The organism is Occultella aeris (genome assembly GCF_902703175.1).
Classification (GTDB): Bacteria; Actinomycetota; Actinomycetes; order Actinomycetales; family Beutenbergiaceae; genus Occultella; species Occultella aeris.
Genome location: NZ_CACRYJ010000058.1, coordinates 31,625 through 56,773 on the forward strand (window position 1 = coordinate 31,625; position 25,149 = coordinate 56,773).

The following is a 25,149-nucleotide window of genomic DNA, read 5'->3' on the forward strand; positions in this document are numbered from 1 at the left end:
CCTCGACGGTATCGCGCCACGCCGTCGAGCCGGCGGTGCGGCGCTCCGGCTTGTGGACGGCGGTGCCACGACGGCGCCCGCACCGGTCCCGGTGCGTCGCCGGGTCAGCTGGCGACGGCGTCCGCGAGCGCCGCGGCGAGCTCGGAGTCGACCCGCGCCACGAGCCGGGTCCCGGCCTCGGTGTGTTCCTCGGTGAGGACCTCACCGCTGACGTGCGCGCGGTGCACCAGGTCGCCCCGCTGGTAGGGCACCACGACGTCGACGTGGACGGCCGGGTGCGGCAGCAGCCCGGCGATCCGGTCCCGTAGTTCCTCGATGCCGGCACTCGTGCGGGCGGACACGGCGACGGCGTCCGGCACCCGGGTGCGCAGCCGCGCGATGGTCTCGGGCTCTGCGAGGTCGGCCTTGTTCAGCGCGACGATCTCGGGGATGTCGGACGTGCCCTCGATGTCGCGGAGGACGGACCGCACCGCGTCGAGCTGACCCTCGGGGTCGGGGTGGGAGGCGTCCACGACGTGCACGATGAGGTCCGCCTGGGCGACCTCCTCGAGCGTCGAGCGGAACGCCTCGATGAGTTCGGTGGGCAGGTTCCGCACGAAGCCGACCGTGTCCGCGAGCGTGTAGGTACGCCCGTCCGGCGTCTCGGTCCGGCGGACGGTCGGGTCCAGCGTCGCGAACAGTGCGTTCTGGACGAGGACCCCGGCGCCGGTGAGCCGGTTCAGCAGAGAGGACTTGCCGGCGTTCGTGTAGCCGGCGATCGCGACCGATGGCACGGCTCCGGCGCGCCGGGAGTGCCGACGGGTGGCGCGGGAGGGCGCCATCGCCTTGATCTGGCGGCGCAGCTTCGCCACGCGGGTGCGGATCCGCCGCCGGTCGAGCTCGATCTTCGTCTCACCGGGACCACGGGAGCCTATCCCGGCACCGCCGGCCACCCGGCCACCCGCCTGCCGGGACATCGACTCACCCCAACCACGCAGCCGTGGGAGCAGGTACTCGAGCTGGGCGAGCTCGACCTGTGCCTTGCCCTCTCTGGACTGTGCGTGCTGGGCGAAGATGTCCAGGATCAGCGCCGTGCGGTCGATGACCTTGACCTTGACGACGTCCTCCAGCGCACGGCGTTGGGACGGGGCGAGCTCGGAGTCGACGATGACGGTGTCGGCGCCGGTCGAGGCGACGAGGTCGGCGAGCTCGCGGGCCTTGCCGGAGCCCAGGTAGGTACCCGGGTCCGGCGCGGTGCGCCGCTGCAGGAGCCCGTCCAGGACCTCCGAGCCGGCCGTCTCGGCGAGCGCGGAGAGCTCGCGCAGCGAGACCTCCGCGGCCTCCGCGGTGCCGGAACTCCACAGCCCGACCAGCACCACGCGTTCGAGGCGCAACTGCCGGTACTCGACCTCGGTGACGTCTTCGAGTTCGGTGGACAGGCCGGCGACCCGGCGCAGGGCGGAACGGTCCTCGACGTCGAACTGCTCGCCGTCGTAGGCGCTCGGTCCGTCGTCGGTCGGTTGGATCGCCGTGCCCGCCCGGGCCAGGATTCGTGCGACGACGTCCTGCGCGCGGTCCTGGGCGTCGTCGCCGTGGGGTGCGTCGCTACGGGGAGTCGTCGGGGCGGTGCGTTCGGTCATGGTGTCCTTTGTTGGGGGTCCGATGACTCAATGGTGGCACGCGGACACCATGTTCCCAAGGGATTTCGCTGTCGGCCGTAGGCCCGAACGCCTGGTGCGCCAGCGCGCCATTAGGCTCGTCGCCGTGTCCCACTACTTCTCGACCACCCCGAGCGCCCCGGACAGGCGGCGGGAGATCGACGTCGCACTCCGGGGACGACAGGTGCGGCTGGAGACCGCAGCCGGCGTCTTCTCGGGCGATCGCCTGGACCCGGGCACCACGGTGCTGCTGGACACCATTGATGATCCGCCGGCCACCGGCACCCTCCTCGACCTGGGCTGCGGGTGGGGCCCGATCGCGATCGCGATGGCCCTCGCCTCCCCGGGTGCGCGCGTGCTCGCCGTGGACGTCAACGAGCGGGCACTCGCGCTCACGGCGGACAACGCGGCGCGGCTCGGCCTGGCGAACGTCCAGACGTACCTGCCCGAGGAACTGCTCGTGACCGAGCCGGAGCTGCGCATCGACGAACTCTGGTCCAACCCGCCCATCCGGATCGGCAAGGCGGCGCTGCACGAGATCCTGCAGACCTGGCTACCGCGGCTGGCCCCGGGGGCCCGCGCGCAGTTGGTGGTGCAGCGCAACCTCGGCTCGGACTCTCTGCAGCGGTGGATCGCGGCGGAGCTGGACCGGGACGTGTCCCGGCTGACGAGCGTGAACGGGTTCCGGGTCCTGACCGTGCAGTGACCGGGACACTCAGTCCCGGACCACCCGCAGCCGCAGGTGGGTCGACTCCTCGCTGACGTCCCTGGCGATGTGCTCGAGGCGGATCAGGTGGCCGCCGGGGTGGTCGAAGAGCCGGACGCCGTCGCCGAGCAGCACCGGAACCACGAAGACGACCACCTCATCGAGCAGCCCGAGTTCCAGGCACTGCCGCGCGACGTCGGCGCCGAGCACGTTGACGTCCTTCGCGCCCGCCGCAGCCCGGGCCGTCGCGACCGCCCTGCCGAGGTCGTCGGTGAACGTCACGTCCGGCGGCCAGGAGGCGGGCGGGTTGTGAGTGAGCACGAACTGCGGGCCGTGCCAGGTGCCTCCGAACGCTCCTTCGGCGTCGGTGCCGCAGTTCGGGTCGTCCCCGCCATAGGTGGTGTTGCCGACCAGAAGCGCCCCGGTCCGGGCCGCGAGTTCGTCGGCGGCGGGATCGGGGGCGGTGTACGGAGCCAACCAGGACATGTCGCCTCCGGGGCCCGCGATGAATCCGTCGAGCGACATCGTCGCCGAGTAGATCAGGTTGGCCATGGTCTCACTCCGTTCGTCTCGGACCGGCCGGTTCGGTCCCGGTCGGATGGACCGTCGCAAGCATCGGAACTCATCGATGATGCCCAACGGCCGTGAGTGGGCGAGCCGACCCCTCGGCGTGGAACCGCCCGCCGCCGATCAGAGGGTGGTGACGGTGCCGACCAGCTCGGCCGGTCCGGCGAGCTCGACGTGGTCGTCGGGGAGCATCCGTACCCGCAGCTCTCCGCCGGGGACCTGCACGATCCACTCCTGGGGGGCGCCCTCGCCGAACCAGTTGCGCACCGCGAGCGCGGCTGCGCAGGCACCGGTGCCGCAGGAGAGCGTCTCCCCCACGCCCCGCTCGTACACCCGCATCCGAACCACACCGACCGTCTTCGAGCCCACCACGGCACCCGTGCTGTCGACGATGTCCACCTCGCGGTCGCCGAGCGGCACCACGAACTCCACGTTCGTGCCGCGGGCGGGCGCGGGGTCAACGATCGGCGCCTGCGTGAGGTCCAGGACCTCGAGTTGTTCGGTGTCCTCCAGGGCGATCACGGTATGCGGGTTCGGCAGGTCCAGGCGTAGGCCCGGCCGGGGCTCGGCGAGCCCGGCCACCCCGACGCTGGCATCGAAGCCCTGCGCGAGCGCGGCGCCTCCGCCGGGCGCGCTCCACCGGCCCAGGTCCGCGGCGTAGTCCCTGCCCTCACGACGCACGCCGAGCACGCCTGCCCGGGTGGCGACCTGGACCGTGTCCCCGTCGTCGAGGGCGAGCAGCCCGGCGTGGCGCAGGAACGCGACGAACACCCGGATCCCGTTCCCGCACATCTCGGCCACCGAACCGTCGGCGTTCACGTAGTCCATGAACCACAGCGCCGCCGGTTCCCGGCCGGCAGCGCGGTCGGCGCCCTCGGTGATCGCGGCGCTGCGCACGGCGCGGATCACACCGTCCGCGCCGATACCGGTGTGCCGGTCGGCGAGCGCGGCCACCTCGCTCGTGCTGAGCGGGGCCGCGCCGTCGGGGTCGGCATACAGCAGGAAGTCGTTGCCGGTGCCGTGGCCCTTGACGAAGGTGTGCACGGGCGCCGCAACAGGTGTAGTCATGGCAGCAGCCTACGGGCCCGCTCGGCCAGATCGGGGCCGGGCGCCAGCCACGCGATCCGGGGATCGCGCCGGAACCAGGTCATCTGGCGGCGGGCCAGCTGGCGGGTGGCCTGGGCGGTGTCGGCGACGGCAGTCGCCACGTCCGTCTCACCGCGCAGCACCGCGAGGGCCTGCGCGTAGCCGACCGCCCGGCGGGCGGTTCGGCCTCGCTCCAGCCCACGCTCGAGGAGCGCGCCGGTCTCGGCGAGCAGTCCGCCGTCGAACATCTTCCGCGCCCTCGCGTCGATGCGTTCGTGCAGGACCGGCCGCGGCAGATCCACCGCAACGTGCACGGCGGGGATGTGTGAGGAGTGGCTCGGCAGGTTCGCCGAGTACGGCTCGCCGGTGATCGAGATGACCTCGAGCGCCCGGATGATCCGGCGGGCGTTGCGCCGATCGATCCGGGCGGCCGCGACCGGGTCCGCCGCCTCGAGCTCGGCGTGCAGGAGCCCAGGCCCCTCGGTCTCGGCGCGCGCCTCGAGCGCGGCGCGGACCGCCTCGTCGGTGCCGGGGAAGGACAGGTCGTCCAACAGGGCACGCACGTACAGGCCCGAGCCACCGACCACGACGACGGCGTGTCCCCGGGCGGCGATGCCGGCCAGGTCGGCGCGGGCGTGCCTCTGATAGGCGGCCACCGTTGCGTCGGCGTCCACGTCCAGCACGTCGAGCTGGTGATGGGCGATGCCGCGGCGTTCGTCTGGGCGCAGTTTCGCGGTACCGATGTCCATGCCGCGGTAGAGCTGCATGGCGTCCGCGTTGATGATCTCGGCACCGAGCCCTTCGGCCAGATCGAGGGCGAGGTCGGACTTGCCGCTGGCGGTCGGACCCACCACGGCCACCACGGGCACGCCTCCATTCAGCACGGAGGCAACCTACCCTCCCAGCCCTGGATGGTCTCGAACGGACCGGTGGCCACCGCTGTCGGGCGACCTAGACTCAGACGTGATGGCAGCCTCCGACCACGCACCACCGGATCCCGCCGATGATGCCGCGGGCTCCGAACCCGCGCTCTCAGACGAGGTTGTGACCGTCGACCGCGACCGGCTGAAGGCGTGGCTGCGCGAGCACGACCAGAAGTTCTTCGTCTCCGACGACTCACACCTCGGCGGCCTCTGGAACGGGCACGTGTTCACGGTCGCGCTGGCGGGCGCGAACGAGGTGCTGCAGATCCGGGCCCAGTGGAACCGGCGGATCACGATCGAACGCCGACCGGAGCTGATGGACTTCATCAACGCCCGCCACGCGCGCACCCTGTGGCCGAAGTGCTTCCTGCTCGTCCACGACGACGGCACGATGCGGTTCTGCGCGGAGTCCGCCACGCCGCTGCGCGAGGGTCTTTCCGAGCACCAGCTCGGCCGGGCGATCCGGGCGGCCATCACCACCGCGCTCGCCGTCTTCGCGGAGCTGGACGACCGCTACCCGGACCCGGCCCTGCAGGCACCGGGCGGGCTGGCATGAGCTCCCCGGCGGATCTGCCCGCCTCCGACTGGCCGTACCCGATCAGCATCGAGCGACTGCGTGCCCACGCCCAGGCCCAGGGGTTCGCCGTCACCCCCGCCGGCGCCAACGGCCTGCGCGGCGTCTGGGGCGCCTACCCGTTCGACATCGCGATCCGGGTCGGCGACGTGAGCGTGCTCCAGGTTCGGGGCTCCTACGCGGACCCGATCCCGGCCGCGCGGGAAGCGGACCTGGTCGGCTTCGCCAACGACTGGCACCGGGAGCACATCTGGCCGACGGTGTTCTGGTCCTCGGACGCGCAGGACCGGCTCGCGGTCCGGACCCTGTTCGTCGCGGACTTCAGCGGTGGCGCAACCGACGAACAGTTCGCCGAGGCCGTCACGCTGGGTCTGGCCACCTCGGGACAGTGCCTGCGCGCATTGACCTCCGCGTTCGGCTCCTGAAGCCGAACGCCGTACCTGGCCTTCGTCGGGTGAGTCAGCCGCGCCGCACCGTGGGCATGCCGAGCCCGACGGCGCGGCCGGCCGGTGCGGGTGGCCCACCTTCGGCTGCACTCGCCGCGGCGGCCGTGGCGCGCTCGCGCGCCGCCCAGGCGTCCCCGGAGCGGGTCCGCCGGAGCTCGAACGTGCCGCCGGTGAGGCCCGAGTCCGCGATCAGGTGGTGCGGCGCTGAGCCGGTGACCGTGGCCGTGATCAGATCCCCGGGACGAGGGCGCTCGGTCTCGGGAAGGCTCGCGACGCCGTCGGGCAGGCCGACGTGGACCAGCCGGTTGTCCGCCGCACGGCCGCTCAGGCGGCGGGTCGCCGTGTCCTTGCGTCCCTCGGACTCGGCGAGCAGCACCTGGACGGTATGGCCGACCTGGGTGGCGTTCTCCTCGGTGGAGATCCGCTCCTGGAGTGCCTGGAGCCGGCCATACCGCTCGGTGACCACGTCGGCGGGCACCTGGTCGGGCAGGTCCGCGGCGGGGGTGCCGGGACGTTGGGAGTACTGGAACGTGAAGGCGCTGGCGAACCGGGAGGCCTCGACCACGTCCAGGGTCGCCTGGAAGTCCGCCTCGGTCTCGCCCGGGAACCCGACGATGATGTCCGTGGTGATGGCCGCCTCGGGCATCCGCTCCCGGACGCGGTCGAGGATGCCGAGGAACTTCTCGCTGCGGTACGAACGACGCATGGCGCGCAGGATCGTGTCCGAGCCGGACTGCAGCGGCATGTGCAGCGACGGCATCACGTTCGGGGTCTGCGCCATGGCGTCGATGACGTCGTCGGTGAACGCGGCCGGGTGCGGTGAGGTGAACCGGACGCGCTCCAGACCCTCGATCCGGCCGCAGGCGCGCAGCAGCTTCGCGAAGGCGCCACGGTCACCGAAACCGACACCGTAGGAGTTGACGTTCTGGCCGAGCAGGGTGACCTCGAGGGCGCCCTCGGCGACGACGGCCCCGACCTCGGCGAGCACGTCACCGGGCCGTCGGTCGCGCTCCTTGCCGCGCAGGTGCGGCACGATGCAGAACGTGCAGGTGTTGTTGCAGCCGACCGAGATCGACACCCACGCTGCGTAGGCGCTCTCCCGGCGGGTCGGCAACGTCGACGGGAAGACCTTGAGGGCCTCCTCGATCTCGACCTGTGCCTCGCCGTTGTGCCGGGCGCGCTCCAGCAGCGCCGGCAGCACGTCGATGTTGTGGGTCCCGAACACGACGTCCACCCACGGCGCGCGGGCCACGATGCCGGCCCGGTCCTGCTGGGCCAGACACCCGCCCACGGCGATCTGCAGGCCCGGGCGCTCCCGCTTGAGCGAGGCGAGCTGGCCGAGGTTGCCGTAGAGGCGGTCGGCAGCGTTCTCTCGCACAGCGCACGTGTTGATGACCACCACGTCGGCGCCGTCGGCCTGCGCCATGAGCGATCCGGTGCCGGCCGTCTCGGCGCTGACGTACCCGGCGTCCTCGAGCAGGCCGGACATGCGCTCCGAATCGTGCACATTCATCTGGCAGCCGAGGGTCCGCACCAGATAGGTGCGCGGGTGGGTCAGTTCAGCGGTCACGATCGTTGATTCTACGGCGCTGCCGCGGGCCCGGGCGCTGCCGGGCGCGCGCGCCCAGCACGCCGGAAAGAACCGATCGTGTCCGCACTGTTACCCCGCCTGCGTCGCCCCGGAAACATTGAGCGACTAGGTTGCATCCCATGGCTGACAGTTCCGTGACCGGTGTCACAGCAGACGACCACCGCGGTATGCCCGCCCATTCGGGCGAGCCACTGGTGGTGCTCGACAGCGTCAACAAGCACTTCGGCGAGCTCCATGTGCTCCAGGACATCAACCTCACCGTGCACCGTGGCGAGGTGGTGGTGGTGATCGGGCCGTCCGGCTCGGGCAAGTCCACCCTGTGTCGCGCCATCAACCGCCTCGAGTCGATCGACGACGGCTCCATCACGCTCGACGGTCAGGCGCTGCCCGAGGAGGGCAAGGCGCTCGCCCGGCTGCGTGCCGACGTCGGCATGGTGTTCCAGTCCTTCAACCTGTTCGCCCACAAGACGATCCTCGAGAACGTCACCCTCGGACCGATCAAGGTCAAGAAGATGAAGACCGCCAAGGCCAAGGAACTGGCCATGAGCCTGCTCGAGCGGGTGGGGGTGGCGAACCAGGCGGACAAGCTGCCCGCGCAGCTCTCCGGTGGCCAGCAGCAGCGCGTCGCGATCGCCCGGGCCCTGGCCATGCAGCCGAAGGTGATCCTGTTCGACGAGCCGACGTCCGCGCTCGACCCGGAGATGGTCAACGAAGTGCTGGACGTGATGGTGGCCCTCGCGAAGGACGGCATGACCATGGTGGTCGTGACGCACGAGATGGGCTTCGCCCGCAAGGCCGCCGACCGCGTGGTGTTCATGTCCGATGGGCAGATCGTGGAATCGGCGGACCCGGACACGTTCTTCGACCACCCGACCAGCAACCGCGCCAAGGACTTCCTCGGCAAGATCCTCACCCACTGATCCAGCCGACCCGATCGACCCCAACACCAGTTGCCAACCAAAAGGAGACAACGATGAAGAGAACGCGAGTGGCATTCGCCGCGATCGCAGCCGTGGGCGCGCTGACCCTGGCCGCGTGTACCGCCGAACCGGGCGACACCGGCGACGACGAGACCACGGGTGCCGAGGAGACCACCGACGACGGTGGCGGCGGCCAGGAGGGCACGATCCGCATCGGCATCAAGTTCGACCAGCCCGGCCTCGGCTTCCAGGACGGCGCCGAGTACACCGGCTTCGACGTGGACGTCGCGACGTACGTGGCGGAGGCCCTCGGGTACACGGCGGACCAGATCGAATGGGTCGAGACGCCTTCCGCGAACCGGGAGACGATGCTCGAGGGCGGTCAGGTCGACATGATCTTCGCGACCTACTCGATCACGGACACCCGTGACGAGGTCGTCGACTTCGCCGGCCCGTACTTCGTGGCCGGTCAGGACCTGCTCGTGCGGGCCGACGAGACTGACATCACCGGGCCCGACGACCTGAACGGCAAGAACCTCTGCTCCGTGGCCGGGTCGACGTCTGCGCAGCGCATCCAGGATGACTTCGCCGACCAGGTCCAGCTGATCGAACAGCCCGGCTACTCCGAGTGCATCCAGTATCTGCTCGGCGGACAGGTGGACGCCATCACCACCGACGACATCATCCTCGCCGGCCTCGCGGCCGCCGAGGGCAGCGGCGCCATGGTGGTGGTCGGGAACCCGTTCTCCGAGGAGAACTACGGTGTCGGCCTGCCGCCGGGATCCGACCAGTGCGAGCCGATCAACGAGGCCATCCAGGCCATGTTCGACGACGGCAGCTGGGAGGCCGCCATCGAGGCGAACACCGAGGGCACCGGGTTCACCCCGAATGCGGACCTGAACCCGCCGGAGCTGCGGGAGTGCGCCGCCTCCTGAGCCGGGTGTGCGGGGACGGGCCCAGGCCCGTCCCCGCACCACCGCGTCCGACGTCAGAAAGCCGAAGCAGCGATGAAGGTGGTGTCCGTTGAGCGAGTTCCTCGCTGTCCTCTCGAACTATGACCTGGTTGGCGCGTACTGGCTGAACATCCAGCTCACCTTCTTCGCGGGCCTGGCCTCGCTGGTGATCGGCACGATCCTGGCGCTCATGCGGATCTCACCGATCCCGTCGCTGCAGTTCGCCGGCACCACCTACGTCAACCTGATCCGCAACACGCCGCTGACGATCATCGTGGTGTTCGCGGCGCTGGTCCTGTGGCCGGTGCTGGGCGTCGAGTTCTCGACCGATTTCGCGACCAACTTCTTCTGGCTCGCCGTAGCGGCGCTCTCGGTCTACCACGCCTCGTTCATGTGCGAGGCGCTGCGCTCCGGGGTGAACACGGTGCCGGCCGGCCAGGCCGAGGCCGCGCGAGCGATCGGGCTGCCGTTCCTGCCCGCGGCACGGCTGATCATCCTGCCCCAGGCCTTCCGCGGAGCGATCGCTCCGCTGGGCAATACGCTCATCGCGCTCATCAAGAACAGCACGGTCGCCGCGGCGATCTCGGTCCCCGAGATCTCGATCCTGATGAAGGAGATGATGGAGAACGAGGGGAACTACGTCATCCCGATCTTCCTCACCGTGGCGGTCGGCTTCGTCATCATCGTCGTCCCGATCGGGCTTGCCGTGACCTATCTCTCCCAGCGACTGGCGGTGTCCCGATGAGCCGGCAGACCGTCCTGTTCGACGCGCCCGGCCCGCGCGCACGGCGCAACGTCCGCGTGGGCAACTGGGTCGGCGCCGTGGTCGTGATCGGCATCGCCGTGTTCGTCCTGATCCAGTTGAACGCGGCGGGCCAGTTGCGTCCGGAGCTCTGGGCCGTGGTTGTGGACCCGGACTCCTGGCGCTACAACTTCCTGCCCGGGCTGCAGAACACCCTGGTCGCCGCGGCGTACGCCATCGTGACGTCCGTCGTGTTCGGACTGCTGTTCGGGGTGGGACGGCTGGCCGCGAACCGCGCGCTGCGCTGGTTCAGCGGCGTCGTCGTCGAGTTCTTCCGCGCGGTGCCGGTGCTGGTCATGATGGTTGCCGGCTACCAGATCCTCGGTCGCTTCACGGCTGTCAGCGGCACCGCCCAGCTCTTGTTGAGCGTGGTCATCGCCCTGACCCTGTACAACGGCGCGGTCATCGCCGAACTCGTAAGATCCGGAGTGCACGGCCTGCCGAAGGGGCAGCGCGAGGCCGGACTGGCGATCGGAATGACGCGCGGGCAGTCGATCCGCTCGATCGAGTTGCCGCAGGCACTCATCGCGATGCTGCCCTCGCTGGTGAGCCAGTTCGTCGTGATCCTCAAGGACACGGCCCTCGGCTACATCATCGTCTACCCCGAGTTGCTGCGCAGCGCCCGACTGCTGGGCAGCGGGGCGCCGTTCGCGATCCTGCAGAGTCTGTTCGTCGCGGCGCTGATCTTCATCGTCCTCAACTACCTGCTCTCGAAGGTCGCCGAACTGGTCGCCCGAAAGGTCGGCGGACGCACCTCTGGAAAGGCGCGAGCCAACCCGGCACCCCCGAACGCCGTCACGGTCCCTGCCGTGGGTGGTGGCACCCAGTAAGCAAGTGGCCGGGGTCCGAATGCGCTGTTGACGGGTTCACGCCCGCCGGCGGTTCAGGTCAGGTCGGGGTCGAGCCCGCGATCGGTCATCAGCCCGCGACAGTAGGTTCGACATGCTGGCGGGTGTCCCAGCCGGGACACCGTGCAGCCGGGTGGCGGCGCTGCCGACGACCATCCGCCTCCAGCGGTCCCTCGACCACCGTCAGGAACGTCAGGAGCGGCAGCGCCCACTCCTGATCGACCGCAGTCTCGGACACGTGCCTCGAACTCCTCTGCGCTGAGACTCAGCCGACCCGGTCGTCGGTGTCGACGACGCCCTCTTCCGCGAGCACGCCGTCCACGACCCGGAGCGCCACCGAGGGCGAGTAACCCTTCCGCGCCAGCAGTCCGACGAGCCGCCGACGGCGCTTCTGGTGCTCCAAGCCCACGCTGGACCGAGCCTTGCGCCGGACCAGGTCCCGGGCGGTGGCTTCCTCGTCCTCGGGATCGACGGTGGCCAGTGCCTCCTCGGCGATCTCGGAGTCGACGCCCTTGCGGTACAGCTCGGTGGCCAGTGCGCGGCGGGCCAGACCGCGTTCGGCCCGGCGGGTGCGCACGAGCATCTCGGCGTACTCGACGTCGTTGACCAGCCCGACCTCCTCGAACCGGTCGAGCACCGACGCGGCGACGTCGTCCGGCACGTCCTTCTTCGCCATTGCCTGCGCCAGCTGGGCGCGGGAGCGTGGCGAGTGGGTCAGGAGCCGCAGCGCGATGTTGCGCGCCACGGACTCCGGATCCGGCTCGGGGTCGACGGCGGCGGCACCGGTGGCCGGGGGTTCACCCACCCGGCCACCGGAACGACGCCGTGCCTGCCGCGGCTCACCGACCCCGGCCGGGCCCGGCCCGGATCGGCGCTGCTGGAAAGCCATCGGCGCCGAGGGCCTAGAAGTCGACGGCGTTGGCGGGGCCGCCGGCGTCCGGCACCACCTCGAGCGGCTTGCCGATGCCGAGCTTCGCCATGATCTTCTTCTCGATCTCCTCCGCCAGCTCGGGGTTGTCCTTGAGGAACCGGCGGGAGTTCTCCTTGCCCTGCCCGAGCTGGTCACCTTCGTAGGTGTACCAGGCGCCGGACTTACGGACGATGCCATGCTCCACGCCGAGGTCGATCAAGCTGCCCTCGCGGGAGATGCCGACCCCGTAGACGATGTCGAACTCGGCCTGCTTGAACGGCGGGGCCATCTTGTTCTTGACGACCTTCGCGCGGGTGCGGTTGGCGACCGCGTCGGTGCCCTCCTTGAGGGTCTCGATCCGACGCACGTCGATGCGGACCGAGGCGTAGAACTTCAGCGCCTTGCCACCCGTGGTCGTCTCGGGGGATCCGAAGAACACCCCGATCTTCTCGCGCAGCTGGTTGATGAAGATCGCCGTGGTGCCGGAGGAGTTCAGGGCGCCGGTGATCTTGCGCAGCGCCTGGGACATGAGCCTGGCCTGGAGGCCGACGTGACTGTCCCCCATCTCGCCCTCGATCTCGGCCTTCGGCACGAGCGCGGCGACGGAGTCGATGACCACGATGTCCAGGGCACCGGAACGGATCAGCATGTCCATGATCTCGAGCGCCTGCTCGCCGGTGTCCGGCTGGGAGACCAGCAGGGCGTCGGTGTCCACACCGAGCTTCTTCGCGTACTCGGGGTCGAGGGCGTGCTCGGCGTCGATGAACGCGGCGATCCCGCCGGCCTTCTGGGCGTTCGCGACCGCGTGCAGCGCGACCGTGGTCTTACCCGAGGACTCCGGGCCGTAGATCTCGACGACCCGGCCCCGGGGCAGGCCACCGATCCCGAGCGCGACGTCGAGCGCGATGGAGCCGGTGGGGATCACGGCGACCGGCGGGCGGTTGTCGTCGCCGAGGCGCATCACCGATCCCTTGCCGAACGCGCGATCGATCTGGCCGAGGGCGGCCTCGAGGGCCTTGCTACGGTCTGCAACTGGTGCAGCCATGGTGTCACCTTCACTTTTCGTCTCGGGCAGATGCTCGCTGAGCTCCACCGCATGTTTCGGACCAGGGCTGGCCTGTTCAGGGACCCGCCCTCGCCGGGCGGCAACCTGCGACGAAGGCTATGTCCGACCACCGACATCCGGCTCCGGGCACCCACTGGCTGTGGATGACGCAGTTCCGTCCCTCACCTGTCCACAACCCTAGACGAACAGCCGTTCGATCCGAAGTCTGCGGCCCGCGACACGCCGAGCGTGTCGCGTTCCACGCTCGGCTCCGCTGCTACCGGTGACTACCAGGTGTCCGGAGACGCCCCGGCCGGCACCGGTTCCGGCCGGGCCACGGTAGTCCCGAGTGCCACCACCCGCTGGGAGTCCGCGGCCAGCAGCACGGACTCCATGATGTCCAGCACGTGCAGCGCGAGGTCGCCGCCGGCGCGGTGCGGGCGGCCGGTCTCGACGGCCCGGGCCAGGTCCGCCAGCCCGTAGCCGCGGCCGGCGTCGGCGTAGCCGGCGGCCACCGGGACCTGCGTCCACTCCGGGGCATCCGGCGTGTACACCTCGACCGGCTCGGAGAACCGGTTCGGGTCCGGGACCGCGATCGTCCCTGCGGTGCCGTAGACCTCGAACAGCGGGGTCCGGGTGGCCCACACCTCGAAGCTGACGGTCACCGTCGAGGTGACGCCGTTCGCGTGCTCCAGGAGCGCCGAGACGTGCGTGGCTACGTCGACGTCGATCGTGGAACCTGCCAGCGGGCCGGTGGCCACGGACCGCTCCCGTGTGGACGCCGTCGCCGTGCCCGAGACCCTGACCACAGGCCCGAGGAGGGTGACCAGGCTGGTCAGGTAGTACGGGCCCATGTCGAACAGCGGCCCGGCGCCCGGCTGGTAGTAGAAGTGCGGGGCCGGGTGCCATCGCTCGTGTCCGGGCGCACTCCAGTGCACGTGCGCTCCGACCGGGTCGCCGATACCGCCGGTGTCCAGGACCTGCCGCGCGGTCTGGATGCCGGTGCCGAGCACCGTGTCCGGCGCGCAGCCGACCCGCAGGCCGCGCTCGGCAGCCGCCTCGAGCACCGGTCGCGCCTGCGCCACCGACAGGGCCAGCGGCTTCTCGCCGTACACGTGCTTGCCGGCCGTGAGCGCGCGCAGCGCGACCTCGGCGTGCGCCGCCGGGACGGTGAGGTTCAGGACCGCGTCCACTGCGCCGTCGGCCAGCAGTTCGTCCACGGACGCCGCCCGCACGCCGCGCTCGGCGGCGACCGCCCGGGCGCGCTCGGCGTCGAGGTCCGCGACCGCCGCCAGCCGCAGTCCCGGCAGCCGCGGGATCGCCTCGAAGTACTGGCCGGAGATGTTGCCGACCCCGATGATCCCGACGTTCAGCGGCTCGCCCACAGCAACCCCCGCTCCACGATGGTGCGCACGTTCGGGTCGTCGAGGATCTCGAGGCGGTGGCCCGCGGTGCACACGAACACCCGGCCCGCGCCCCACTCCCGGGTCCAGACAGCGGGAGTGGTGACCGACCGGTGCCACGGGTCGAAGTCCCGCGCTGCCAGGGTGGTGGTCGCAAGCACGTCGTTGTACTCGTCGGACAGGACCCAGTACTGCTCGGTGACCAGGTCGAAGTCGCTGAGACCGGCGACGATCGGGTGGTCGGCGCGGTCCGGCACGATCGAGATCGTGTGCGGCAGGTAGTTGTCCGACTGCTCCCCCGGCAACTGCTCCTTGGGCGCCCTCGGCGGGTGGTGGGCGAACTGCCCGCCGACGAGGTGGAGATAGTCGGCGCTGTTGCGGTAGGAGTCCGCGATCCCGCCGTGCCACCCGGCCAGCCCGGTGCCGGCCCGGACCGCGCCGATCAGGCCGGCGAGCTCCTCCGGCTCGATCGTGTTCATGGTGTTCGTCTGCACGATGAGGTCGACGCCACCGAGGTAGGACGCATCCGCATAGACGGCGGTGGACTCCTCGACCCGGACCGTGAATCCCTCCGCCTCGAGGAACGGGATGACCGAATCCGTGGTCTCGACGGGCTGGTGGCCGTCCCAGCCGCCGCGGACGATGAGGGCCGATCTGTCTGCCATGGGATTCCGTGTCCTTACGTGTGGTGTGCCGGTCAGCGCCGAGCGGCGGAAATTTGCGCAATTTCTGGGATCCACTTCGACTCAGGGAAGCATGTCACGTCTATTTCTCACCATCAAGGGCCGACCCCTAGGCAATACGTTGCGCAACTGTTAGCCTCCGGATCGTGCCCACCGTCACCCTCGCCCAGGTCGCCGAGCGCGCCGGCGTGACCGTGCCGACGGCGTCGAAGGTCCTCAACGGCCGCACCGACGTCTCGGCCGCCACCCGCGCCCGGGTCCTGGCCGCCGTCGCCGAGACCGGCTACCGGAGCCGGCGCGCGCACGGGGCCGCCCGCGCGGACGATGAGAGCGGTCTCATAGACCTGGTCATCAGCGGCGTCGAGGGCACCTGGGCGAACCGGGCCCTGTCCGGCGTCGAATTCGCCGCGAACCTCGTCGGGCTGGACGTCGTCGTGACCGTCGCGCGGCCGGCGGCCGATCGGGACTGGGCCGCACGCCTGGTGGCACGACGCTCGAGCGGGGCGGTGCTGGCCCTGGTCGAGCCGACCCCGGAGCAGTACGCCGCCCTCGACGTCGCCCGGATCCCGGTCGTGATCCTCGACCCCCGTTCGGAGCCACCGGCGGCCGTCCCGAGCGTGGGCGCCGGCAACTGGGCCGGCGGCCGGGCCGCCGCCCAGCACCTGCTCGAGCTGGGACACCGGCATCTGGGGGTGATCGCCGGTGCCCCGGACCACCTGTACGGCCGGGCGCGCGTGGACGGCTTCGGCTCGGCGCTGCGCGAGCACGGCCTCGAGGTCCGGGACGCCGACGTGGTGCATGCGGACTGGTCCTACGCGGGCGCGCTGGGCGCCGCCATGAGGCTCCTGGACCGCCCCGACCGCCCGAGTGCCGTGTTCGCGTGCTCGGACAACATGGCGCTTGGAGCCCTGGAGGCCGCCCGGCGACTCGGCGTGCGCGTTCCCGGTGCGATGTCCGTGATCGGTTACGACGACGCCCCGGAGGCTCGGTGGACCTCACCCCAACTGACCACGATCCGCCAGCCGGTCGCCGAGATGGGCGCGGCCGCGCTGCGGATGCTGCTGCGGGTGCGCGGCGGCGCCGACACCTTCGTCGGTGACGGTCACACGCCCCGCGAGGAGCTCGCCACCCGCCTGGTGGCCCGGGGCAGCACGGCATCCTGGCCCACCATCGACCAGCCGCACCGGACCGGGAAGGAGGACGGCTAGACAATCAGTCACCCTCCACGCCGAGGGTGGTCCGCACGTTCAAGGATGAACAAGCGGCAGGCGATGACGCCGCCGCGAGAAAGGACCCGACATGTCAATGCGTGCTTCGAAGGCGGCACTGAGCCGCCGTGGATTCCTCGGTGTCGCCGGCGGTACGGCCGCCGTTTCGGCCCTCGCCGCGTGCTCCGGTGGGGGCGAGGGCGGTGGCGGGGGCGGTGGCGACACCCTGAAGTTCTGGAACATGCCCTGGGGCGGCACCGAGTTCAACCCCAGCGACAAGGAGATCACCGAGGCCTACGAGCCTGCCGACGACCTGCCCTCCGCCGTCTACCAGGAGATCCAGTGGGCGAACTTCACCCAGACCTTCTCCTCGGCCGTCGCCTCCAACACCGGCCCCGCCGTCAGCTCGGGTGGTGGCACCCAGGCGTTCCTGTTCGAGTCGCAGGGCAAGATCGCCTACGCCGACGACCTCCTCGAGAGCTGGAAGGCCAACGGCCTCTACGACGACTTCCTCCCCGGCCTCATCGACGCGATGAAGGTCGAGGGCGGCTACGCGGCCGTCCCGTACAACCTCGACATGCGGGTGCAGTGGTACAACACCGCGCTCTTGGAACAGGCGGGCGTCGAGCCCCCCACCGACTGGCCGAGCTACCTCGAGGTGAGCGAGGCACTGAAGGGGATCGGCGCCTACAGCTTCGGCGTGGGTGCGGGTTCGGGCAGCTTCACCGGCAGCCACATCATGACCAGTTTCATGATCAACAACGGCGGCGGCCTGTTCAACGCGGACCAGGAGCCGGACTGCGTCACCGACGCCAACATCGAGGCGATGGAGTTCGTCCTCGAGATGGTCGCCAAGGGCTACGTGGACCCGGGTTCGGTCACCTACACCAGCGACAACGTTCAGACCCAGTGGAAGGACCGCAGGTTCGCCATGGGCTGGGACGGTGCCGGGCTCGCCGCGAACGTCGGTGGCGACGTCGCCGCGGAACTCGCGGTCAACAGCCCGCTCGTCGGCCCGCACGGCGACTTCGGTGCCCTGTACTTCCCGAACAACATCATGATGTACACGAACACCCCGAGCCAGGAGGGCTCGGAGGCCTTCCTGACGTACTACTACCAGAACATGGCGCCGCTCTGGACCGAGCACACCGGGATCGGGCTGCCCCCGCTGAGGTCGATCGCGGACACCCCGGAGTTCCAGTCCGACGTGAACGCGGTCAAGATCATCGAGGAGTGGCAGCCGATCTCCAGGACTTGGGGTGCACCTGGTTCGGACGCGCTGTTCCTCGGCGTCACCGACGTCGACGGGACCCCTGCGATGGGGACGTTCACGCAGCAGATCCTGTCCGGGGCGGCCACCGCCGTGGACGCTCTGACCACGCTGCAGCAGGCCCTCGAGGGCTGAGCCGAACCGGGCCGCGCCGGCGCCGCACCGCCGGCGCGGCCCCGCCGCCCACCGCACCTGTCAACGAAGGAGTTGCATGTCAACCGATTCCGTGGCGCAGTCGCTGCGCCGCGCGCGCTCGGGAGTCGGCGTCGCCGGCGCCGGCCGCCCGCCGGACGCGCGCCCCAAGCGCGTCCTGAGCCCGCGCAACGTGACCATGATCGCGCTCGTCCTACCCTCGATCCTTCTGGTCCTGCTGCTGAACGCCTACCCGGTCCTCTACGCCGGCGTCCAGTCCGTGCGGGACGGGGACCTGATCTCCTCCGGAGACTTCGTCGGTCTGGCCAACTACCAGACCGTCCTGTCCGACCCCGTCTTCTGGCAGGCGGCCCGGTTCACCCTCGTGTTCACGCTCGTCGGGGTGTTCGGCAGCTGGGCGATGGGGATGGGGCTCGCGCTCCTGCTCCGCCGCCGGATCCCGGCCGGCGGCCTGTTCAAGGTGCTCCTGCTGCTCCCGTGGGTGGTCCCGGTGGTGGTCTCGGCCACGTCCTGGAACTGGCTCGTGGCCACCCCGCAGAGCCCGTTGCCGATCCTGGCCGACGCGCTCGGCTTCGGCCGCGTGCTCTTCCTCGCGAACCCGCTGCTGGCCCAGATCACCGTGTGCGTCTTCAAGGTCTGGATCAGCTTCCCGTTCATGATGATGATGATGGGCGCCGCGCTGGCCGCGGTGGACAACAACGTGTACGAGGCGGCCCGGGTGGACGGTGCCAGCGGCGCCCAGCTGCTGCGCACCATGACCCTGCCGCTGACCGCGAAGTCGACGTTCATCAGCTGGATCCTGATGACGATCTTCTGTGTCAACGACTTCCCCACGGTCTTCCTGCTGACCGGCGGTGGCCCAGTGAACGCCACTCAGACGTTGGTGGTGCAGGCCTATCGCACGGTGTTCCTCGACTTCGAGACCGGGCCCGGCGTCGCGATCGCCTTCCTGATGACGGTCGTGCTCGTGGTGATCTCGGTCGTCCTGTATCGAAGCGTGAAGAAGGTGGACATCGAATGAGCGCTGCAACTCTCCCCCGGACCTCGCCGAAGGCGGCATCGCGCCGCCCCACGGCCACGGAGGCCGAACTCCGCGGGCGCTGGTGGCGCTTCACGGTGCTGCTCGTGGTCACCGCCATCACGATCGTGCCGATCGTCGCCGTGGTGTACCTGTCCCTGCAACCAGCCCTGGGCAGCGCGGTCACCGCCCCGTTCACGTTCGAGAACTTCGCGAACGTGTTCGCCGGGACGAACGTGCTGCTCTGGTTGCAGAACAGCCTGGTGGTCACCCTGATCACCGTGGTGATCGCGGTGTCGGTCGCCGCCCCGGCCGGGTACGTGCTCTCCCGGGGACGGAGCAAGCTGGTCTCGGGGTACTCGTTGCTGCTGTTCGTGATCCAGTCGCTGCCGATCGTGACCGCGGTCATCCCGCTGTTCATCCTGTTCGCACGACTGAATCTGGTGGACAGCCTGACGGGGGTGACCATCGTCTACGTCGGCTCCACGATGTCCGTGGCGATCTGGATGATGGCGGCCTATTACGACTCGATCCCGATCAGCCTGGAGGAGGCCGGCTGGATGGACGGGGTCAGCGTGTTCGGCGGGTTCGTCCGGATCGTGCTGCGCAACTCCCTGCCCGGGGTGCTGTCCACGGCGATCTTCGCGTTCCTGCTGAGCTGGAACGACTACCTGATCGCCACCGTGTTCCTGCGCTCGGACTACAACTACACGCTGCCGATCGGCGTGCAGACCTTCTTCCAGCAGAACTCGACGAACTGGGGCCTCGTCATGGCCGTCGCGGTGGTCATGATGCTGCCGCCGATCATCGTGTTCGGGGTGCTGAACAAGTACTTCAGCGTCGGCGGTATCGGGGGGTCCCTTGCTGGGAAGTGACGCCCTCCGGGCGGCCGTCGACCGGGTCATCCCTGCCGACGACTGGCCGGGCGGCTGGGCCGGGGGCGTCCGTGAGCACCTCGCCTCGCCGTTCGTCGAGGAGCCCGCCCGAGCGGTCCTGGCCGATCTCGTCGCCGGCCTGGACCGCTGGGCCCGGTCCCGCGGCGCCGCGGGATTCGCGGCGCTGCCGCCCGCGGAGCAGGACGAAGGGCTGGCGGCGACACAGGCCGACCCGGACCTGACGCCGGCTTTCGCCCTGCTCCGGCGGCTGTGCTGGGAGGGGTACTACGCGGCGACGGCGGGCCGCTCCCCCGCCGGGCTGGCCATGGTCGGCTTCCGGGCGGTGCCGCCGGGAGTGGTGCCGGTCGAGCCCGAGGCTCCCGCCTCGGTTCGCATCGACGAGGTCCGACGGCGGTACGACGCCATCGTGGTCGGCAGCGGTCCGGGCGGTGGTACCGCCGCCCGGGTGCTCACCGCGGCGGGCCGGCACGTCCTGCTCGTCGAGCGGGCACCGGCCCGCAACAACGCCGAGCTGCGCGGCGATCACCTGCGCGGCAAGCGGAACGCCGTGTACTCCCCGACGGTCGGGCCCGGTCCCGGGTACCCGCGGGAACTGGATACCGCCGACGGCCCGATCGAGGTCGACGCGGCCACCGACGCCGGCTTGTACGGGTTGAACGCCGATGTCCTCGGCGGTGGCACCCGGGTCTGGCAGGGCATGGCGTGGCGGTTCCTGCCGGAGGACTTCCGGATGCGGCAGGTCTACGGGAATCCCGAGGGCGCGAGCCTGGCGGACTGGCCGGTGGACCACGCCGAGCTGGAGCCCTACTACGCGCGGGCCGAGGCCGAGCTGGGCGTCAGCGGCGCCGAGGGTTCACTCACCGCGCGGACGCCGCGCTCGGGCGGCTACCCGATGCCGGCCATGGGCACCGAGCCCGCCCGCGAACTCCTTGCGCGCGCAGCGGAGGATCTCGGCTGGGGCTGGGGCCCGATCCCTCTCGCCCTGAACAGCGTCCCGCACGCCGGCCGCCCGGCCTGCGTACGGTGCGCACAGTGCGTGGGCCACGCCTGTCCCGTCGACGCGAAGAACGGGGCGCACAACACGGTCATCCCGCTCGCGCTGGCCACCGGACGGTGCGACCTGCTCCAGGACGCCGAGGTCGTCGAGGTCCGCGACGGCCACGGCGCCGCCGGGGTCACCCTCATGGTCGGCGCGTCAGGACCGACGCCGGTCGCGCTGGACGTTGCCGCGGACGTGGTGGTCGTCTCCGCGGGCGCGGTGGAGACGCCCCGGCTGCTGCTCGCCTCCGGCCTGGGCAATGACCAGCTCGGGCGGCACCTGCACGACCACCGGTTCGTGAGCATCCTCGGCACCGTCGACGAGCCGGTCAAGCCGTACGTCGGCCCCGGCCACAGCATCGCCACCCTCGACCACGTGCACGCCGGCACCGTCCCATGGGGTGGCGGCGTCCTCGTGGACCTGATGAGCCTGCTGCCGCTGACCTCCGCCGGTTCGCCCGCGCCCGGCGTGCCCGACTGGGGTGCCGCTCACAAGGAGTGGATGCGGACCGGCCGGGCGCACGTGTTCGGGGTGTTCGGGATGGGCCAGGAGATCCCGGTCGCCACGTCCCGGGTCGGCCTGAGCCCCCGGGTCCGCGACCGGTGGGGACGCCCGGGCGCGATCCTGCGCAAGGACGTCCACCCGGCCTCGCTGGAGATCGACGACGGCATGGCCCGCGAGGGTGCGACGTGGCTGAGCGCGGCCGGTGCGACGGACGTGCGCCGGCTGGTCGGGACCGCGACGGCGTCGGCGGCGGGCGAGCACTCGTGCGGCACCGCGCGGATGGGCACCTCGCCGCATACCTCCGCGACCGATCCCTACGGTCGCCTGCACGGGGCGCGTCGGGTGGTCGTCTGCGACTCCTCGCTGCACCCCACGAACGGCTCCGTGAACCCGACGCTGACGATCATGGCGAACGCGTTCCGGGTGGCCGAGCACCTCGTGGCGCACTGGCCGGGCTGAGCTTCGTCAGCCGCGCAGGCCGACGCAGTCGTGCTCCCAGAACACGTCCGCGTACACGAGCGCCCCGGTCATCCAGTCCCGGTGTGCCGGCAGGGTCACCACCTGGAACGCGGGTGCCGGGATCCGCACCGAGGGCGCGGTGAAGCCCCGGGTGGCAGCGGGAACGAACCCGAGCCGCGGGTAGTACCCGGGATCGCCCTCGAGGAATACCGCCGGCAGAGCGAGGTCGGCTGCCGCCGCCAGCGCCGCCCGCACCAGAGCCGTCCCGACCCCTCGCCGCTGATGGGTCGGCGCCACCGAGAGCGGGCTCAGCACGCCGACCTCCACGAGCTCTCGTGGTGCGTCCAGCCAGGACCGGGTGATCAGCACCTGCCCGACGACGACGCCGGCGGCCTCCGCGACGAGCGCGAGACCGTCACGCCCACACCTCCTCGAACGCAATGCGCTCTCGAGGGCGGCGACCCGCTCGCCCTCGCCTCCGAAGGCGGCCCGGATGACCTGCCCGACGGCGTCCCGCTCGTCCAGTCGCTCGCGGCGGATCTCGGTCGCTGCGTTCGGTTCCACCCGCGGCACGTTAGGTGCCCACGGAGCGCGGGGACAAGACGTTTTTCCCGCGGGACGCCGGCCACGGTCAGGGGCGCACCCGAAGCACCTCCGCCGTCGGGCTCCGGCGATGGAGCACGGGGCGCCGGGTCCTTCGGACGGATTCCCGACGCCCCGTGGCCTGTTCCTACTCGATACGCGCGATGGGCGCGCCCTGGACGACGGCCTCGTCCTCGGACACGAGCAGGCGGACGGTGCCCGCGACGGGGGCGGTCACCTCGGCGTCGACCTTGTCCACCTGGACCCCGCCGAGCAGTTGACCGGAGGCCACGGTGTCGCCGTCGGCGACGAACCAGGTGGCCAGCACCCCTCGGTCTCGGGTTTGGTCTGGTCCAGGACGGGAAGGACGACGTCTCATGGGAGCACGCTCCGGATGGCCGCCTCGATCCGGTCGTGGCGGGGCAGGACGGCGTACTCGAGAGATCGGGCGTGCGGGATGGGTACGTCCGGGACGGCCACCCGCCGAACGGTTCTGCGGCCCAAGGACTGGATCGGCCGCACGATGACACGTTCGTCCAGACCACCCTCCAGCGAACGTGCGGTTCTGCGGCCCGAGGACTGGTTCGGCCGCACGATGACACGCTCGACCGCCCGCCAGCGAAGGTGTGGTTGTCCGGCCCAACGACTGGTTCGGCCGCACGATGACACGTTCGTCCGGACCACCCTCCAGCGAACGCGCGGTTCTGCGGCCCAACGACTGGATCGGCCGCACGATCGCACTCTCGGCGACGCCCGTCGAGGGCGACGACACGCCGACGGTGCACCGCGCAGTACCGCGCATCGCGCAGTAGCGTGCAGTGCATGGGTGGCCGATGGTCGCCCGCCCGATCAAGGAGTGGCGATGGACACGACTCAGATGCTCAAGGGCGTGCTCGACCTGGCCGTGCTCGCCGTGGTCCGGGCCGAGGACGGCTACGGCTACGACGTGGTGCGGCGGCTGCGCGGCGCCGGACTGACCGACGTTGGGGACGCCTCGGTGTACGGCACCCTGCGGCGCCTGTACGCCGCCGGTGCCCTCACCAGCTATGTGGTGCCTTCGGACGAGGGACCGCACCGCAAGTACTACGGCATCACCCCGCAGGGCCGGGCCTCCCTGGACCTGCAGACCAAGCAGTGGCACGAGTTCGCACACACCATGACCGATCTTCTCGACCTGGCGGAGGCACACTGATGTCCACCCTGACGCAATCGGACGCGGTGGCCGCCTACGCCGCCGCCGTCCGGGACCACCTGGCCGCGCTCGACGCGGAGACCCTGGACGAGCTCACCGGCGGACTCGAGGCGGACCTCACCGACGCCCTCCTCGACGAGATCGCGGACCCAACGGCGCTGGCCGGGCTCGATGCCACGGCCCTGACCGCCCGGTTCGGGGATCCGGGCACCTATGCCGAGGAGCTGCGGGAGGCCGCCGGGATCGAGTTGCCGCCCGCCGGGCCACGCCCACGCCGCACACTGGGCCGGGTGTTCGCCGACGCGGGCACGGAGCTGGCGACCGACTGGCGGCGCCTGGTCGAGGAGAACCGCTGGGTACGGGCCGTCGCCGAGTTCGTCGCGGCACTGCGACCGGTCTGGTGGCTGCTGCGCGCCTGGGTGGTCTTCGTGATCCTTCGGGCCATGACGGGCGCGGGACCGGTGCCCCATGCGCTCGGGGCCTGGCTGTTCCTGATCGCGCTCGTGGTGGCGAGCGTGCAGTGGGGCCGGGGCAGCTTCGGGCAGGGTCGCCGGGTCCATGCGCTCGTACTGACAGGCAGCACCATCTGCGCCATCGCCGCCCTGCCGGTCTTCGTGCTCTCCGCCTCGTACATCGCCCAGGGCGGCGACGGCGGCTACGAGTCAGGCTGGCAGAGCGGCTTCAGCAGTGGCGTCGCGGAGGCCACGAACGACGGTGTGCGGGTCGAGGGCGTTCCGGCGACGAACCTGTTCGTCTACGGCGCGGACGGCGCCCCGATCGCCGATGCGCGCATAGTCGACCAGGATGGCAAGCCCGTGGTCCTCACCGAGCCCGAGCTGGGTCGGTCGTGGGCGCAGTGGGGCGGTGAGCCGACCTGGGGCGACATACCGCTCGGGGCGACGGACTCCCAGATCCCGCTGAACGCCTTCCCGTACACCTTCTTCGCGGTGGACGACTTCGAGCCGGGCGCGAACGGGCTACTCGTGCCGAGCCCCGGCGCCCTCGCGATCGAGCCGGTCTGGCCTGCGGCTTCCCTGTTCCCGCTCGAGGGTGCGACGACCGGCGACCCGGCCACCGACCCGGAGGCGACCGAGGGCGCGGCGGCGACCGACGGCGCGGCCGGCGAGGAGGACCCGGCCGACCCGGTCGAGCCGCCCGCCGATGCGACCGCGACGCCCGACGCTCCCACCTCGGAGGCGAGCACACCTGCCGAGGATGGTCCGCCGTCGGGCACTCCGTGACGGGCGGCTGCCCTACGTCTCGCGCCGGGCCGCGATCGCCGCGGCTTGGGCGCGCAGCGCCGCACTCGACAAAGCGACCCACTCGGCTATCGCGACGAGCTGATCCGGGGTGAACTGCGCGGTCACCTCGGCCATCGCCGCGCCGAGGCTCGCGAACGCCTCGGCCACCCGGGGGTCGTCGGGCCGGGCCGCCGTGACCACGAGGCGGCGCCGGTCCTCGGGGTCCCGCTCGCGGCGGGCCAGCCCGGTGCGCTCGAGGCGGTCCACCAATCCGGTCACCGCGCCGGCCGTGAGCGCCGTGCGCTCGGCCAGTTCGCCGGCGGACATCGGCCCCTCCCGGCCAAGGATGCCGAGCGCCTTGTGGTCCGCGGCGGACAGTCCCATCAGGGAGCCGATCGCCTCGTGGAACAGCACCACGGCGTCGCTCAGTTCGGCCCCGAGGCGGTCCGGCTCGGGCATCTGGACAGGTTGCGAGTCGGCCATGGTCACATCC

27 protein-coding genes are annotated in these 25,149 nt (G+C 71.0%); 14 read left to right on the top strand and 13 right to left on the bottom strand.

The annotated features are described in order from the left end of the window. Positions 1 to 104: 104 nt before the first annotated feature. Positions 105 to 1,619, bottom strand: a complete 1,515-nt coding sequence (gene hflX / locus HALOF300_RS19310; protein WP_156742542.1) for a GTPase HflX — start codon at positions 1,617 to 1,619, stop codon at positions 105 to 107. A gap of 124 nt (positions 1,620 to 1,743) precedes the next feature. Between hflX and HALOF300_RS19315 the strand changes: the two genes are divergently transcribed. Then, the gene (locus HALOF300_RS19315; RefSeq protein ID WP_231955620.1) at positions 1,744 to 2,343 is read left to right on the top strand and encodes a class I SAM-dependent methyltransferase; all 600 of its coding nucleotides are present in this window, start codon (positions 1,744 to 1,746) and stop codon (positions 2,341 to 2,343) included. Positions 2,344 to 2,352: 9 nt separating this feature from the next. Here the strand turns inward: HALOF300_RS19315 and HALOF300_RS19320 are convergent, their stop codons facing one another. The 3 genes from HALOF300_RS19320 to miaA form a co-directional block, all read right to left on the bottom strand. After that, positions 2,353 to 2,895 (bottom strand): dihydrofolate reductase family protein, encoded by a 543-nt coding sequence (locus tag HALOF300_RS19320; protein WP_156742544.1) that lies wholly within the window; start codon positions 2,893 to 2,895, stop codon positions 2,353 to 2,355. Positions 2,896 to 3,033: 138 nt separating this feature from the next. Continuing rightward, entirely contained in the window at positions 3,034 to 3,978 is a 945-nt protein-coding gene (locus HALOF300_RS19325) for a diaminopimelate epimerase (RefSeq protein ID WP_156742545.1), read from the bottom strand. Then, positions 3,975 to 4,880: a tRNA (adenosine(37)-N6)-dimethylallyltransferase MiaA gene (gene miaA / locus HALOF300_RS19330; RefSeq protein WP_408636969.1), complete on the bottom strand. Its 906-nt coding sequence runs from the start codon at positions 4,878 to 4,880 to the stop codon at positions 3,975 to 3,977. Before miaA ends, HALOF300_RS19325 begins: the two co-directional genes overlap by 4 nt. 82 nt (positions 4,881 to 4,962) lie before the next feature. Here miaA and HALOF300_RS19335 point away from each other — a divergent pair, with 82 nt between their 5' ends. Further along, positions 4,963 to 5,475 carry a type III secretion system chaperone family protein gene (locus tag HALOF300_RS19335; RefSeq protein ID WP_197522686.1) on the top strand — a complete coding sequence of 171 codons (513 nt, stop codon included), beginning with the start codon at positions 4,963 to 4,965 and terminating at the stop codon, positions 5,473 to 5,475. Further along, the gene (locus HALOF300_RS19340) at positions 5,472 to 5,918 is read left to right on the top strand and encodes a YbjN domain-containing protein (protein WP_156742548.1); all 447 of its coding nucleotides are present in this window, start codon (positions 5,472 to 5,474) and stop codon (positions 5,916 to 5,918) included. Before HALOF300_RS19335 ends, HALOF300_RS19340 begins: the two co-directional genes overlap by 4 nt. A gap of 34 nt (positions 5,919 to 5,952) precedes the next feature. On the opposite strand, the gene miaB is transcribed toward HALOF300_RS19340, so the two are convergent. Further along, positions 5,953 to 7,452, bottom strand: coding sequence for a tRNA (N6-isopentenyl adenosine(37)-C2)-methylthiotransferase MiaB (miaB, locus tag HALOF300_RS19345; protein ID WP_231955643.1), 1,500 nt, complete (start codon positions 7,450 to 7,452; stop codon positions 5,953 to 5,955). A gap of 245 nt (positions 7,453 to 7,697) precedes the next feature. On the opposite strand from miaB, the gene HALOF300_RS19350 reads away from it, so the two are divergent. From HALOF300_RS19350 to HALOF300_RS19365, 4 genes are all read left to right on the top strand, one after another. Beyond that, on the top strand, positions 7,698 to 8,450 hold the full coding sequence (locus tag HALOF300_RS19350; protein ID WP_154796635.1) for an amino acid ABC transporter ATP-binding protein: 753 nt from the start codon (positions 7,698 to 7,700) through the stop codon (positions 8,448 to 8,450). A 53-nt stretch (positions 8,451 to 8,503) separates the two neighbouring features. After that, entirely contained in the window at positions 8,504 to 9,385 is an 882-nt protein-coding gene (locus tag HALOF300_RS19355; RefSeq protein WP_156742550.1) for a glutamate ABC transporter substrate-binding protein, read from the top strand. A gap of 88 nt (positions 9,386 to 9,473) precedes the next feature. Next, positions 9,474 to 10,148 (top strand): amino acid ABC transporter permease, encoded by a 675-nt coding sequence (locus HALOF300_RS19360; protein WP_156742551.1) that lies wholly within the window; start codon positions 9,474 to 9,476, stop codon positions 10,146 to 10,148. Continuing rightward, positions 10,145 to 11,035: an amino acid ABC transporter permease gene (locus HALOF300_RS19365; RefSeq protein ID WP_156742552.1), complete on the top strand. Its 891-nt coding sequence runs from the start codon at positions 10,145 to 10,147 to the stop codon at positions 11,033 to 11,035. Before HALOF300_RS19360 ends, HALOF300_RS19365 begins: the two co-directional genes overlap by 4 nt. A gap of 88 nt (positions 11,036 to 11,123) precedes the next feature. On the opposite strand, the gene HALOF300_RS19370 is transcribed toward HALOF300_RS19365, so the two are convergent. From HALOF300_RS19370 to HALOF300_RS19390, 5 genes are all read right to left on the bottom strand, one after another. Then, a complete protein-coding gene (locus HALOF300_RS19370; protein ID WP_156742553.1) occupies positions 11,124 to 11,291 on the bottom strand; it encodes a hypothetical protein in 168 nt (55 codons plus the stop codon). 27 nt (positions 11,292 to 11,318) lie between these two features. Continuing rightward, a complete protein-coding gene (locus HALOF300_RS19375; protein ID WP_231955621.1) occupies positions 11,319 to 11,858 on the bottom strand; it encodes a regulatory protein RecX in 540 nt (179 codons plus the stop codon). A 97-nt stretch (positions 11,859 to 11,955) separates the two neighbouring features. Then, positions 11,956 to 13,008 (bottom strand): recombinase RecA, encoded by a 1,053-nt coding sequence (recA, locus tag HALOF300_RS19380; RefSeq protein ID WP_156742555.1) that lies wholly within the window; start codon positions 13,006 to 13,008, stop codon positions 11,956 to 11,958. Between the two features lie 287 nt (positions 13,009 to 13,295). Beyond that, positions 13,296 to 14,393, bottom strand: a complete 1,098-nt coding sequence (locus HALOF300_RS19385; RefSeq protein ID WP_156742556.1) for a Gfo/Idh/MocA family protein — start codon at positions 14,391 to 14,393, stop codon at positions 13,296 to 13,298. Beyond that, positions 14,378 to 15,076 carry a ThuA domain-containing protein gene (locus tag HALOF300_RS19390; RefSeq protein WP_156742557.1) on the bottom strand — a complete coding sequence of 233 codons (699 nt, stop codon included), beginning with the start codon at positions 15,074 to 15,076 and terminating at the stop codon, positions 14,378 to 14,380. Before HALOF300_RS19390 ends, HALOF300_RS19385 begins: the two co-directional genes overlap by 16 nt. 164 nt (positions 15,077 to 15,240) lie before the next feature. Between HALOF300_RS19390 and HALOF300_RS19395 the strand changes: the two genes are divergently transcribed. The 5 genes from HALOF300_RS19395 to HALOF300_RS19415 all read left to right on the top strand — a co-directional run bounded on the left by HALOF300_RS19395 (position 15,241) and on the right by HALOF300_RS19415 (position 21,641). After that, positions 15,241 to 16,302, top strand: a complete 1,062-nt coding sequence (locus HALOF300_RS19395) for a LacI family DNA-binding transcriptional regulator (protein WP_197522687.1) — start codon at positions 15,241 to 15,243, stop codon at positions 16,300 to 16,302. Positions 16,303 to 16,393: 91 nt separating this feature from the next. Next, positions 16,394 to 17,707, top strand: coding sequence for an ABC transporter substrate-binding protein (locus HALOF300_RS19400; RefSeq protein WP_231955622.1), 1,314 nt, complete (start codon positions 16,394 to 16,396; stop codon positions 17,705 to 17,707). A 76-nt stretch (positions 17,708 to 17,783) separates the two neighbouring features. Further along, a complete protein-coding gene (locus HALOF300_RS19405) occupies positions 17,784 to 18,746 on the top strand; it encodes a carbohydrate ABC transporter permease (protein ID WP_156742559.1) in 963 nt (320 codons plus the stop codon). Continuing rightward, complete coding sequence (locus tag HALOF300_RS19410) at positions 18,743 to 19,618, top strand: carbohydrate ABC transporter permease (protein ID WP_156742560.1); 876 nt, start codon at positions 18,743 to 18,745, stop codon at positions 19,616 to 19,618. Before HALOF300_RS19405 ends, HALOF300_RS19410 begins: the two co-directional genes overlap by 4 nt. Then, complete coding sequence (locus HALOF300_RS19415; protein WP_156742561.1) at positions 19,605 to 21,641, top strand: GMC family oxidoreductase; 2,037 nt, start codon at positions 19,605 to 19,607, stop codon at positions 21,639 to 21,641. Before HALOF300_RS19410 ends, HALOF300_RS19415 begins: the two co-directional genes overlap by 14 nt. Before the next feature lie 6 nt (positions 21,642 to 21,647). Here the strand turns inward: HALOF300_RS19415 and HALOF300_RS19420 are convergent, their stop codons facing one another. Beyond that, positions 21,648 to 22,205, bottom strand: coding sequence for a GNAT family N-acetyltransferase (locus HALOF300_RS19420; RefSeq protein ID WP_197522688.1), 558 nt, complete (start codon positions 22,203 to 22,205; stop codon positions 21,648 to 21,650). 166 nt (positions 22,206 to 22,371) lie between these two features. Further along, entirely contained in the window at positions 22,372 to 22,551 is a 180-nt protein-coding gene (locus HALOF300_RS19425) for a biotin/lipoyl-containing protein (RefSeq protein ID WP_231955624.1), read from the bottom strand. A 534-nt stretch (positions 22,552 to 23,085) separates the two neighbouring features. Here HALOF300_RS19425 and HALOF300_RS19430 point away from each other — a divergent pair. After that, entirely contained in the window at positions 23,086 to 23,415 is a 330-nt protein-coding gene (locus HALOF300_RS19430; protein WP_156742562.1) for a PadR family transcriptional regulator, read from the top strand. Beyond that, positions 23,415 to 24,656 carry a hypothetical protein gene (locus HALOF300_RS19435; protein ID WP_156742563.1) on the top strand — a complete coding sequence of 414 codons (1,242 nt, stop codon included), beginning with the start codon at positions 23,415 to 23,417 and terminating at the stop codon, positions 24,654 to 24,656. Before HALOF300_RS19430 ends, HALOF300_RS19435 begins: the two co-directional genes overlap by 1 nt. 12 nt (positions 24,657 to 24,668) lie before the next feature. On the opposite strand, the gene HALOF300_RS19440 is transcribed toward HALOF300_RS19435, so the two are convergent. After that, positions 24,669 to 25,139, bottom strand: coding sequence for a MarR family transcriptional regulator (locus HALOF300_RS19440; RefSeq protein WP_197522690.1), 471 nt, complete (start codon positions 25,137 to 25,139; stop codon positions 24,669 to 24,671). Positions 25,140 to 25,149: the final 10 nt, after the last annotated feature.